The organism is Staphylococcus simiae, from assembly GCF_017357005.1.
In the GTDB taxonomy this organism is placed as follows: Bacteria; Bacillota; Bacilli; order Staphylococcales; family Staphylococcaceae; genus Staphylococcus; species Staphylococcus simiae_A.
In genome coordinates this window covers 1,020,916-1,033,077 of sequence record NZ_CP071589.1, presented here as the reverse complement: position 1 = coordinate 1,033,077, position 12,162 = coordinate 1,020,916, and the positions used below count along the sequence as shown (strand labels likewise).

At 31.0% G+C, this 12,162-nt stretch carries 12 protein-coding genes and 1 pseudogene; 3 read left to right on the top strand and 10 right to left on the bottom strand.

Going from position 1 to position 12,162, the window contains the following annotated elements:
* Window positions 1-3: 3 nt before the first annotated feature.
* Both J3R86_RS04695 and zapA read right to left on the bottom strand, forming a co-directional pair.
* Window positions 4-525, bottom strand: coding sequence for a CvpA family protein (locus J3R86_RS04695; RefSeq protein WP_207518267.1), 522 nt, complete (start codon window positions 523-525; stop codon window positions 4-6).
* A gap of 12 nt (window positions 526-537) precedes the next feature.
* Window positions 538-797 (bottom strand): annotated as a pseudogene (gene zapA, locus J3R86_RS04690) (cell division protein ZapA).
* Between the two features lie 267 nt (window positions 798-1,064).
* Between zapA and rnhC the strand changes: the two are divergent.
* Window positions 1,065-2,003 carry a ribonuclease HIII gene (gene rnhC / locus J3R86_RS04685; RefSeq protein WP_207518266.1) on the top strand — a complete coding sequence of 313 codons (939 nt, stop codon included), beginning with the start codon at window positions 1,065-1,067 and terminating at the stop codon, window positions 2,001-2,003.
* A 2-nt stretch (window positions 2,004-2,005) separates the two neighbouring features.
* Here the strand turns inward: rnhC and J3R86_RS04680 are convergent, their stop codons facing one another.
* The 6 genes from J3R86_RS04680 to J3R86_RS04655 form a co-directional block, all read right to left on the bottom strand.
* Entirely contained in the window at window positions 2,006-2,905 is a 900-nt protein-coding gene (locus tag J3R86_RS04680) for a DUF5996 family protein (protein WP_207518265.1), read from the bottom strand.
* Window positions 2,906-3,207: 302 nt separating this feature from the next.
* Entirely contained in the window at window positions 3,208-5,610 is a 2,403-nt protein-coding gene (gene pheT / locus J3R86_RS04675) for a phenylalanine--tRNA ligase subunit beta (RefSeq protein WP_207518264.1), read from the bottom strand.
* Window positions 5,610-6,668 (bottom strand): phenylalanine--tRNA ligase subunit alpha, encoded by a 1,059-nt coding sequence (gene pheS / locus J3R86_RS04670; RefSeq protein ID WP_207518263.1) that lies wholly within the window; start codon window positions 6,666-6,668, stop codon window positions 5,610-5,612. Before pheS ends, pheT begins: the two co-directional genes overlap by 1 nt.
* A gap of 369 nt (window positions 6,669-7,037) precedes the next feature.
* On the bottom strand, window positions 7,038-7,778 hold the full coding sequence (locus J3R86_RS04665; RefSeq protein WP_207518262.1) for a TrmH family RNA methyltransferase: 741 nt from the start codon (window positions 7,776-7,778) through the stop codon (window positions 7,038-7,040).
* Between the two features lie 765 nt (window positions 7,779-8,543).
* Window positions 8,544-8,717 (bottom strand): 50S ribosomal protein L32, encoded by a 174-nt coding sequence (gene rpmF / locus J3R86_RS04660; RefSeq protein WP_002435373.1) that lies wholly within the window; start codon window positions 8,715-8,717, stop codon window positions 8,544-8,546.
* Between the two features lie 79 nt (window positions 8,718-8,796).
* Window positions 8,797-9,348 carry a YceD family protein gene (locus tag J3R86_RS04655; RefSeq protein WP_207518261.1) on the bottom strand — a complete coding sequence of 184 codons (552 nt, stop codon included), beginning with the start codon at window positions 9,346-9,348 and terminating at the stop codon, window positions 8,797-8,799.
* Between the two features lie 126 nt (window positions 9,349-9,474).
* Here J3R86_RS04655 and J3R86_RS04650 point away from each other — a divergent pair, with 126 nt between their 5' ends.
* On the top strand, window positions 9,475-10,611 hold the full coding sequence (locus J3R86_RS04650; RefSeq protein ID WP_207518260.1) for a nucleotidyltransferase: 1,137 nt from the start codon (window positions 9,475-9,477) through the stop codon (window positions 10,609-10,611).
* A 64-nt stretch (window positions 10,612-10,675) separates the two neighbouring features.
* Here J3R86_RS04650 and coaD read toward each other — a convergent pair whose 3' ends face one another.
* On the bottom strand, window positions 10,676-11,158 hold the full coding sequence (gene coaD / locus J3R86_RS04645) for a pantetheine-phosphate adenylyltransferase (protein WP_002462477.1): 483 nt from the start codon (window positions 11,156-11,158) through the stop codon (window positions 10,676-10,678).
* 1 nt (window position 11,159) lies between these two features.
* On the bottom strand, window positions 11,160-11,702 hold the full coding sequence (gene rsmD / locus J3R86_RS04640) for a 16S rRNA (guanine(966)-N(2))-methyltransferase RsmD (RefSeq protein WP_207518259.1): 543 nt from the start codon (window positions 11,700-11,702) through the stop codon (window positions 11,160-11,162).
* Window positions 11,703-11,771: 69 nt separating this feature from the next.
* Between rsmD and J3R86_RS04635 the strand changes: the two genes are divergently transcribed.
* The gene (locus tag J3R86_RS04635) at window positions 11,772-12,161 is read left to right on the top strand and encodes a DUF7147 family protein (RefSeq protein ID WP_207518258.1); all 390 of its coding nucleotides are present in this window, start codon (window positions 11,772-11,774) and stop codon (window positions 12,159-12,161) included.
* Window position 12,162: the final 1 nt, after the last annotated feature.

The window sequence follows — 12,162 nt, the reverse complement described above, 5'->3', positions numbered from 1 at the left end:
TAGTTATAAGTTTAATGTAAATGTCGATAATAGCGGTACATCAAAGATTAATGATTTGCTAGCAATCGAAGTGCTTAACTGTTGCTGTATCCAATCATTTGGATATAATGCTAATACATATAATATAAAATGAAGCATAACAATTGCTACAAATACACCAATAATCATTCCTAAGGCTCGACTAAAAATATGAATCTTTTGATATGCTACTATTTTATCAAACGTCACGATAATTAGATATAAAATGAACTTCGATATCATCGCTAATATTAATATTGCTATAATTGCTTCAAAAAGATGTTGCAGATGTGAAAAATGATATGCAAATGACGTATCAAAAGCCGTCGTCTTAGGGTAAGGTATAAAGACAACTAAACGCTCTAATATAGGTTGATAAAACTTAGAAGCAACAAAAATCGAGAATAATGTAGCACCAAAGTGCATTATCGATAACCAACATCCTCTTCTAAAACCAACGACGAAACAATAAATGAATATAATTATAATAAATAAATCGATAATCATAAAATTTAATGCTCACGCTGTTCTAATTGTTGGATATGTTGTTTCAAACGTCTATTTTCTTCTTCTAATAAGACTTTTTCATGCATAATATTAACAGCAGTTAAAATAGCTTTACGTGACGTATCCAAACCTGCTGATTTATATCCTAATTCACGAATTTTTTCATCCACTAGATGTGCTACATAACGAATATGTTCCGGATTATCTTCTCCTACAATTGTAAAAAGTTGATCATTAATAGACACGTTTACTCTATTTTTAAAATGTGACATTTAAAATTTCTCCTGACCTTTTAATTAATCATTTTATTGCTAATCAAATAATTTTTACTTTTTAATATTAACTTTGCATTGTTAAATGGATAGATCATACGTCGTTAACTTTTTCATAAACATTATACATGACCAATACCTATTTTGTAAGTAGCACTATAGAAAGTTTGACTTCAAGCTATAAATTTAGTTGTCAATCAATTTATGTTATGATAATTTTTGCTAACTGACGTAATTAGATAAGATAATAAGAAAGGATTTCTCTCAATGACCAATATTGTACATAAATTATCTACCAAAGAAGTGTCTATATTGATGGCACAATTAGACTTTGAAACGACTAACCTACCTCAAGGTATGAAGGCACGTACGAAATACCAACAAACAACCATTAATATTTATCATTCAGGCAAAGTGATGTTTCAAGGTAATCAAGCTGATAAAGTTGCACACCAACTTTTACCACAACATAGTAATCAAAACAATCTATCTACAGGCTCTGACAAGAAAACAGCGCAACATAACACTATAAAATATAATCAATTCAATTGTATTGGAAGCGATGAAGCTGGTAGTGGAGATTATTTTGGTCCTCTCACTGTATGTGCTGCTTATGTATCAAAAGAAAATATTGCCATCTTAAAAACTTTAGGTGTCGATGATTCAAAAAAATTAACCGATAAAACCATTGTAGAGTTAGCTGAACAACTTATTACTTTCATTCCTCATTCGTTATTAACTTTACACAATGATAAATATAATATCCAACAAGCTAAAGGTTGGACTCAAGTTAAAATGAAAGCTGTGTTACATAATGAAGCAATCAAAAATGTGCTAGCAAAAATTAATGATACAACATTAGATTATATTGTTATAGACCAATTTGCTAAACGTGAAGTATATAATCACTATGCGCTTTCTGAAACACCATTCCCTGACAAAACGCAATTTGAAACGAAAGGCGAATCTAAATCATTAGCTATTGCAGCAGCAAGCATCATCTCTAGATACGCCTTCGTTAAATATATGGATCAAATATCACAACAAATACACATGGAAATTCCTAAAGGTGCTAGTAACAAAGTTGATTTAACCGCAGCTAAAATTATTAATAAATATGGTCTTAACCGTTTAGATCATATTTCTAAAAAACATTTCAAAAATAGAGATAAAGCATTAGCCTTAATCAATAAAAAACAGCAGTAAACTTAGTATTTCAAATGATTATGACGCATATTCAAAGGGATAAAATAATGACTGCAATCTTTCCATTTTAAATATGTTTTAAAAATATTGAATGATTCTTCAAAGAAACGTTCAATATTTTTTATATTATCCTTACTAAAGTCTTGTGTCTCCAAAATAAATTCTCCAAGCTGTTCATTATAATGACTACCCGAAGGAAAATCTTGATGACATTCAAATGTTTGATTCGAAAATGGATATGGTAATACAAAAAATGTTGGTCCTTTAAAATGATCATCGCCAAACCAAAAACCAAATTCAATCATTTGTTCATCAAATGCGGCTTCTTCAATTGGCATCGTTTTATCACCAAATGGTTGATAAATATCAGAAACAATGACACATGAAATATCAAATGTTCCCCAAAATAGTCCAGGTTTGATTTTACGAGTTCTTAAAGGATTAATAAAACTTGATTCTGCATTATAAGCAAATTTCATGATAGATAATACTTCCTTAGCTATTGCTTCGTTATAATGATGCAAATGGTCATTTTTTTCAAATGGCGTATGATCTGTCACTTCTTGTGGCGTTGTATTAATTACTAAATCGACACCATTGTCACTAAGTATTTGTGTTATGTGCTCATAATAGAATTTAATAGATTGTCCATTTTGTAATAAAATTTCATGATAGTTATTGTCGACAATAATTTCAATACGATGATTCATTAAATTCACAGCAATACTAAAATCATGTGACTTATCATGTAATAATCCTGTGGAAAAACCCTGAACATTAATATCTAACATGACATGTTCCCATTGAGGTTCTTGATAAGCAGCCACTAATGTATATTTCCCCAAGATTTGTGCTAAATGGTGTAACGTATCTTTCTCTTGTTGCCATTGCTCAATTAACATATAACCACTCCTATTTACTCATATTTCATATTTATATACCCTTAATCAATAGATATACTCTCGTCAATATTTATAATATTTAGGTACAATAGTATAGTTTGTAACAACTATTTTTATATTATCTATCATATGTCCATTACATTTGGTTGACATATACTTCCATCAGAAACGTTTTGAACACATACTATCTATAACCTTTTGATTTCATCATGATAATGTTAAAGTGAAACGTATAAAATCATCAAAAAAGCGATTTATCATTAACATTAAGATTGTTAACAATAAACCGCCAATTTTAAAAATTATCTAATGACTGCACCTTGTTCAACAAGTGCAGCTTCTATGCTATCATGTACCGCTGATACTTTTTCATCAGTCAACGTATTTTCAGTGTCTAAATAATTTAAACGAATAGCAATTGATTTTTTACCTTGTTCTAAATGCTCACCTTGATAAACATCAAATACTAGCGTATCTTGTAATAATTTTCCACCGTACTGATGAATTGTTGCTAATAAATCTCTTGCTGGAACGTCTTGATCGACTTCTAAGGCAATATCTCTAGTCATACCTGGATATCTTGGTATTGGTTGATAATTGATATAGCCAACTGAAACATTCATGATGTCATCATAATTTAATTCAAATACATACGTACGTTTTAAATCATTATCAGCTGCTAATGAAGGATGTAATTCTCCAATAAAGCCAATCACTTTATCTTGCAATAAGATTTCAGCTGTACGACCAGGATGTAATCCTTCAATTGTTGCGCTACGATAATCAAATTGGATGTTTAACTTTTCAGCTATGCGATCAACAATACCTTTAGTTAAATAGAAATCAATACTTTCCTTTTTAGCTTGCCATTGATTAACTACATAGTCCCCAGTTAAAATACCACTTAAATATTCAACTTCATCTGGTAACTGACCTGGTCCATTTCCGAAAAAGACATTACCTAATTCGAATAATTTTACATCTTTATTTTTACGTGCCACATTATATGCTGCCGCTTCAATTAAATGAGGTAATAAACTTTGACGTAAAGTCGCATGTGCCTCACTCATTGGCATTAATAAATCAATTGTTTCACGCTCTTCCATAGCAAAATTTGTACTTTGTTCTTTTGATACTAAAGAATACGTAATGGCTTGGTCTAAACCAGCACCTTCTAGTGTTTCTTTAACTGTTCTTGTTTTATATTGACGATCAGTTAAACCACCACTAGTTACTTTTTCAAAAATTGGTAATGTTGATGGAATATTATCATAACCATAAATCCTTGCGACTTCTTCAATTAAATCTTCTTTAATAGTAATGTCTTTACGTCTAGATGGTACTTGTACAGTAATAACTTCATTAGTTACTGTCGTTTCAAAACCTAATTGTTTAAAAATATTAATGATTTGTGATTGTGATAAATCAAAACCAATTGTACGATTTACTTTTTCTGCTGTAATATCAATTGGTGTCATCAATGAACCTAAGTCACCTGCTGCTACCCTATCTTGTAATACCTCACCATCAGCATAGGTTTGTAATAAATAACATGCACGATCGACTGCCTCATCAACAAATTCTGTGGCAATACCTTTTTCAAAACGACTAGATGCTTCACTACGTAGATTAAGTCTTCGTGAAGTATGTCGTATAGAAACTGGATCAAATATTGCACCTTCAACAACAATATTAGTTGTTTGATTTTTGACTTCAGAGAAATCTCCACCCATCACACCTGCAAGAGCAATAGGACTTTGACCATTAGTAATGACAATATCATTTGCTTGTAATTGACGTTGTTGGTTATCTAATGTAGTCATCTCTTCTCCATCATGTGCTTGTCGTACAATAATGTGTTGAGAACCTATAGCATCTTGATCAAACATATGCAGTGGTTGTCCATATTCTAATAACACATAATTAGAAATATCTACGACGTTATTGATTGGACGAATACCGGCTTTAATTAAACGTGCTTGCATCCAAATTGGTGATGGCTTAATGGTTACGTTATGCACTACACGAGCACTATAATATGGAACTTTATCTTCATTTTCGATTGTTACTGACAATTCATCGGCAGCAAATGTAGCAATATTTTGTGTCTCAGTTGTTGGTTTAGTTATAGTTGTATCATATAACGCTGAAACTTCATAAGCAGTTCCAATCATGCTCAATGCATCTGCACGGTTTGGTGTTAAATCAAATTCCATTACTTGATCATCAAGATACAATGCTTGTAATGCATCAGTACCAGGTATCATTGTGTCATTAAATACATAAATACCAGTTTCATACTCTTTTGGTACTAAATGACTTGAAATTCCAATTTCTTGTAAGGAGCAAATCATACCTGATGACGCTTCACCACGTAATTTAGCTTTTTTAATTTTAATACCACCAGGTAAACGACCACCTACTTTTGCAACAATAACATATTGTCCAGCATTAACATTAGGTGCACCACAAACGATTTGTACTGGTTCTTCTTCCCCAATATCAACTTGACAAATGTTTAATTTATCTGCATTAGGATGTTGTTCTTTTGATATCACATAACCTACAACTAAATTTTTAATATCTTTGGCGTAATCAATAATATCGTCAACTTCAATACCTGTTCGCGTAATTCTCTCAGCTAAATCAGTAACTGAATCATTTACTACTACATAATCTTTTAACCATTCATTAGATATCAACATTACAAATCACCTCTATCTTCAACTGCTTTAAACTGATCTAAAAATCTTACGTCATTAGTATAGAAATGACGTATGTCTTCAATGCCATATTTCAACATTGCAATACGATCTGGTCCCATACCAAAAGCAAAGCCAGAGTATTCTTGGGAATCAAATCCAGCCATTTCAAGTACATTTGGATGCACCATACCAGCTCCTAATATCTCAATCCAGCCAGTATGTTTACAAACATTACATCCTTTACCTTTACATTTAAAACATGACACATCAACTTCAACAGAAGGTTCTGTAAATGGAAAATAACTTGGACGTAGTCTAATTTCACGATCAGCACCAAATAATTTTTTAGCTAATAACTCTAAAGTACCTTTTAAATCACTCATCTTAATATTTTTATCGACGACTAATCCCTCAATTTGTGTAAATTGATGACTATGTGTCGCATCATCTGAATCGCGACGATATACTTTCCCTGGACAAATAATTTTCACTGGACCTTGTCCATGACGTTGTTCCATAGTACGTGCTTGAACTGGTGATGTATGTGTACGTAATAAAATCTCATCAGTAATGTAAAAAGAATCTTGCATGTCACGTGCTGGATGGGATTTAGGTAAATTTAACATCTCAAAATTATAGTGATCTTGTTCTACTTCATAACCAGTTACAATTTCATAACCTAATCCTAAGAATAAATCTTCTATTTCTTCAATCGTACGTGTTAATGGATGTTTAGAACCAATCTCTATGTGACGACTAGGTAAAGTTACGTCTATTGTTTCTTCAGCCAATTGTTTGTTTAACTTTTCATTAGCCAACATATGTTGACGTTCATCTAACTCATTTTGAATCGTTTGACGTAATTCATTAACTTGTTGCCCAAATGCTGGTTTATCCTCATTAGGTAAATCTTTCATCAATTTCATTAATCCACTAACTGAACCTTTTTTACCTAAATATTTAACTTTGACGTCTTGTAGTGCACGTTCATCATTTGCTTCGTTAATATCAACGAGTGCTTGTTGTTTTAAATCTGACATTGTTTGTTGTTCAGACATTAAATCGTCCTCCCTTGTCCTATATCGTATTTGTTAATTGTTGTTTAACGTTTGAAAAAATAAAAAGACTTTCATCCCTAGATATGGGACGAAAGCCTTTCCGTGGTACCACCCAAATTTATGCATACGCATACACTTGTACTATGTTGATAACGGATCATCATTCCGACTTAAATCTCTTTAAGTAACCAAAAAGGTGAAAAGATTAATAATAATTGGAATAATTTGCAGTCATGATTATTCTCCCTGAACAATTATTATATTTAATCCATGTCTTTTTATAGGTCATTATTAATTTGTATATCTTGAAAAATTTGTAGTCGTTGTTAAACAATTATCTATAATTATATCTGATTCAGATACTAAGGGTCAACCTTTCAAATGATACAATAAAATACTACCTGCAATGGCTACATTTAAACTTTCAGCTTGACCATAAATTGGAATAATCAAATTTTGGGTTGTTTGTTGCAATAAATCTGGATTAACACCTTCACCTTCATTGCCAAGTAATAATGCAAATGACTCACTAGACTGAACTTCTTTAAAAGGTATCGACTGTTCTAAAGCAGTTCCATATACTGGTCCATTGAACTGTTGTATAAAACTAGACAATTCATCAATAATGACAGGTACATGAAACACACTACCTTGACTAGCTCTTAAAACTTTATCTTGATATGGGTCTGTTGTGCCTTTTTCCATGATTACAGCATCTATACCAGCAGCATCAGCTGTTCTAATTAATGTACCTAAATTACCCGGATCTTGTATACGATCGATTAAAAGTACTTGCTTAGCTTGAGTAACGTCATATTGTGGCTTTTCTATAATGGCAAAAAAGCCTTGTGGTGTAACCGTACCTGATAAAGATTCAGCAACTTTCATGTTTATTTCATATGTTTCTTGAGCATAATCAATCATTTGCTGGTCTAAACGTGATGGTTCAATAGCAAATAATTGCTTGATGTTAATGTCACTTTTAACTGCTTCTTCTACTAAATGTATACCTTCGATTAGTGCAAGACCTGTTTTATCTCTTTCACGCTTCTTTTTTAGCTTATTTGCTTGTTTAATTTTAGCATTTTGTGCTGAAGTGATTTGTTCCAAAAGGGATACCTCGCTTTATATTGATAATTCATTTTTATTATCAGTCTAAATTTTCATACTGTAATCATTACTTAATTATTAATAACATAAATCTATAAATGAGTAACTATTGTCAAGTATACAATAAACACCTTCTTACTCACTAGTGCGAATACATAGGTATGTGATATTTAAAATAGAATGACTTCATATGTAGGGTTTTAATATTTCTTCTATATTAGCTTAAGATAGTATTTCAACAAAATGGTTTTCGATATTTAATAGTTTATCACTTAACACTAAGAAACTTTTCAATTAATGTCAAAATATACAAGTACTCAACATGAGACTAAGTCAAAATACATTCTATATGTCATATAAGGGTTTCATAGTATATATCTAAAATGTAAAGCAATGGTAAACTAACGTTTAATTATTCTAGTTAGTTTGATCTGAGTGGACGAGAGTCGTTATATAAAATCACATATTGAATTTTTGATTATTAGACAAACAGAGCATAAACTACTAAAGATTCAATATCTAACTAGCATTAAATGTGAAAGACGGGAAATGTTGGCAAGAGCTAGTATAGATTGTAAAGCTAACTAGCTCTATATGTACAAGTTGGGGGTACGAAGCTAATAGAACTTGTACATTTAGAGTTTAAATTTTCTATCAGTTCGATTAACAATAGAACCTTTTATACATCAGTCCAATTTGATAGTGAACCTAAAAAACCCTGATTGAAATTATAATTTCAATCAGGGTTTATATATGAGTATCTAATTATTTAGAAACTACTTCTTCACCATTGTAAGAACCACAGTTTTTACATACGCGGTGAGATAATTTGTATTCGCCACAGCTTGGGCATTCAGTCATACCTGGAACTGAAATTTTGAAATGCGTACGACGTTTGTTTTTTCTAGTTTTAGAAGTTCTTCTTTTTGGTACTGCCATGATATATCCTCCTTAAATTATAAACGAATAATAATTAATGTTTGTTTAATTAACAACATTATATCATTAACTAAACTACTTATTGCTCTTTATCATATAATTGTTGTAATTTCTGAAGCCTTGGATCAACTTGTTCTGTTGAATCACTCTCTTCTTGCTCTTTAGCAAGTTGTGCTAATTGATCTTCTTCGATGACTTCCCAACCATTACCTTCTGTCAACATTTGATTGCTTTGTTCAGAATAAGCTCTCATTGGTTTCTCAATAATGACAATATCCTCAACAATATCTTTCAAATCAACTGTACCATTTGTGACCTCATGATAATGTTCATCAACATCATCTTCATCAATGTATTGATTATAACCTTCTAAATCAAATACTTCTGTTGTATTAACATCTAATGGTACTTCAACAGGTACTAACGTACGTGCACAAGGCATCGTATAGGTACCAGTAATATGCATATCTGCAATAACTTCAGTCGATTTAATTGTTAACTGACCTTGAACAGTAATTGGAGATAAATCAATTAATCCAAGTGATTCTTTTAAATTGTCAAAACTTACCGTTTGATTAAATTCAAAAGGCTTACCTTGATATTTTCTTAATTGCGTAATTGACCATTTCATATGGCTTCACCTCTAACAAGCACAAAATTTATTTTAACTTTCTAATCACAAGTTGTCAAGATTTTTTCTTAACATATGTTCATCTGTTACAATATTAATAATGAATACTGAAAGGAAGAAATGCAAATGAAAAGCGTTGGTTTAATTACAGAATATAATCCCTTTCATAATGGGCATCAACATCATATCATTCAATCTAAAAAAATTTCACAAGCTGACGTTACGGTTGCTATCATGAGCGGTAATTTTGTTATGCGTGGTGAACCTGCTATCTATAACAAATTCACACGCGCAACTATGGCTCTATCAAGTGTAGATTTAGTCGTTGAATTACCACTAATTGCAAGTCTTTCTTCAAGTGATTATTTCGCACAACTTGCAGTAAAAGTAGCTGACTACTTAGATATTGATTGCATCGTTTTCGGTAGTGAAAGTGGCAATATTGAATTATTAAAAAAATTATCTCAACAACTTAGCATGATTGAGCAATCAGACGAATTTAACACTAAATTAAAACAAGGTAAAAGTTACCCTCGCATCATTAGTGAACTATTGAATCATCATCAAGCCCTACAATCACCAAACAATATGTTAGGTTTAAGTTATCTTAAAGCAATCAATCAATTGGCACCACATATTGAAGCACAAACTGTGTCACGTCAACAAAGCTCTCACCATGACACTAATATACATCACAATCATTTTGCTAGTGGAACATCCATTAGGAAATCATTATTTAACAATAATGATGAATGGAAAAATGTAGTGCCCACAACAATACAAAAATTATATCAACAACCACATATGCATATTAATCATGTTTTCGAATATTTACAATATCAAATTGAAGCTAGTGAGCAAAGTGATTTAACACCTATTTATACTATGTCTGAAGGTTTTGAAAACCGCTTAAAATCTAAAATAAAAGACGCTACAAATTTGAAACATTTTGTTGAATTGTTAAAAACAAAGCGCTATACCTATACTCATATCCAACGATTACTGATGAATGTGCTTCTAAATATAAAACAACAAGATGTGTCAACTCACATTAATGGTGTTAGAATTTTAGCAATGAACGAACAAGGTAGAGCCTATTTAAAATTATTAAAATCAAAATTTCCTGAAAGAGTATTTGCTACAAACATCAATAAAAGTAACCGTCATTTATTTAAAAATGAAATAAAAAGTACAACAATTTATAACTTAATCAGTGGTCAAACACAACATGATTTCAATACACCTGTTATTCAAAAGTTTTAATATTTTTCTATTACATTATAAAACCTAATGTCATGAATGATTCACCAAGACATTAGGTTTTTAATTATTTAAATTTTTCTTTTAAAGCTTTTTCAACATTTGGTGGTACAAACTCTGAAATGTCTGCACGATATGCAGCCACTTCTTTAACAATACTTGAACTTATAAATGAGTAATTAGTACTTGTCATCATATACATCGTTTCTATTTCATTATTTAACTTTTTATTCATTGACGTTAAACGTAATTCATATTCAAAATCACTTACAGCTCTTAAGCCACGAATAATCGTTTTTGCCCCTACTTGTTCACAATAATCTACTAATAAACCACTAAATTGATGGACTTGAACATTTGGCAAATGTGATACAGATTGAGCAATTAAATCCATACGTTCTTCTAAGCTGAAAGTACCTTCTTTTTTACTATTTTTTAAAACACAAACATGAATTTCATCAAAACGATCTGTACTTCTTTCGATAATGTCTAAATGACCATATGTAATAGGGTCAAAACTTCCTGGTATGACCGCAATTGTATGTTTCATACTATTCTCCTTTTTCTAGTAACAAAGTATCTGTCAATCCATAATGGTACCTTTTAATTAACTTAAACGGTTGATATTTAATATCTTCATGATTACTAAATTCACAAACGATGATACCATTTTCTTTTAATAAATTAAACTGTGAAATTTGTTCTAATGCTTTATCAATTAGTCCTTTATTGTATGGTGGGTCTAGAAAAATAATATCAAACTGAATTTCTCTTTTTGCTAACGCTTTTAATGCTCTATCTGCGTTATTTTTATAAACTTCTGCTTGTGACATTAAGTCGAGTTGCTTTAAATTTGCTTTAATCACTTGTACAGCCTTAAAGTTTTGATCAACAAAGATAACCTTATCCATACCGCGAGATAAAGCTTCAATACCTAATGCACCACTACCAGCAAAGAGATCTAATCCTAATCCATCAATTTCAAACAAGCTATTAAAGATACCTTCTTTTACTTTGTCCATTGTTGGTCTAGTATTACGACCTTCAAGACTTTCCAAAGCTTTACTTTTATGTTTACCTGCAATCACTCTCATATGATTAACACTTCCAATTCATTTACTAATTTTATATAATTTATTGAGAAAAAGGAGATTGATATAACTATGAAACAAACATTTATTACACTTGGAGAAGGACTAACTGATTTATTCGAATTTATGACCTTAATTGAATATAACCATCAACGAATTGATAAAATTGTCTACTTCCATTCGCCACAATCATCAAAAGCATTATCATCCGTATCAATCATTATGCAACCCACTTCTGCCAATCATTTCCAAGCATTTTATACGATGATTAATGCACTTAAATATCCATATCCACAAAGTAATCAAAAATTCGACATGATAAATAAAACTGCCGCACAATATGATATTCCAGTCTTTGGTATCGATGTTCAACCACCAGAAGCATTTCATGATTTGCAATTATATTATAACTATTTGACTAGTGTCTTAAGACTACAAAAATGGATTCCTGAACTTCAATAAT

Bases quoted from the DNA above. Each gene is read 5' to 3' on its own strand.
- J3R86_RS04695 (WP_207518267.1), bottom strand. From the start codon at position 525: ATGATTATCGATTTATTTATTATAATTATATTCATTTATTGTTTCGTC.
- rnhC (WP_207518266.1), top strand. From the start codon at position 1,065: ATGACCAATATTGTACATAAATTATCTACCAAAGAAGTGTCTATATTG.
- J3R86_RS04680 (WP_207518265.1), bottom strand. From the start codon at position 2,905: ATGTTAATTGAGCAATGGCAACAAGAGAAAGATACGTTACACCATTTA.
- pheT (WP_207518264.1), bottom strand. From the start codon at position 5,610: ATGTTGATATCTAATGAATGGTTAAAAGATTATGTAGTAGTAAATGAT.
- pheS (WP_207518263.1), bottom strand. From the start codon at position 6,668: ATGTCTGAACAACAAACAATGTCAGATTTAAAACAACAAGCACTCGTT.
- rpmF (WP_002435373.1), bottom strand. From the start codon at position 8,717: ATGGCAGTACCAAAAAGAAGAACTTCTAAAACTAGAAAAAACAAACGT.
- J3R86_RS04655 (WP_207518261.1), bottom strand. From the start codon at position 9,348: ATGAAATGGTCAATTACGCAATTAAGAAAATATCAAGGTAAGCCTTTT.
- J3R86_RS04650 (WP_207518260.1), top strand. From the start codon at position 9,475: ATGAAAAGCGTTGGTTTAATTACAGAATATAATCCCTTTCATAATGGG.
- coaD (WP_002462477.1), bottom strand. From the start codon at position 11,158: ATGAAACATACAATTGCGGTCATACCAGGAAGTTTTGACCCTATTACA.
- rsmD (WP_207518259.1), bottom strand. From the start codon at position 11,702: ATGAGAGTGATTGCAGGTAAACATAAAAGTAAAGCTTTGGAAAGTCTT.
- J3R86_RS04635 (WP_207518258.1), top strand. From the start codon at position 11,772: ATGAAACAAACATTTATTACACTTGGAGAAGGACTAACTGATTTATTC.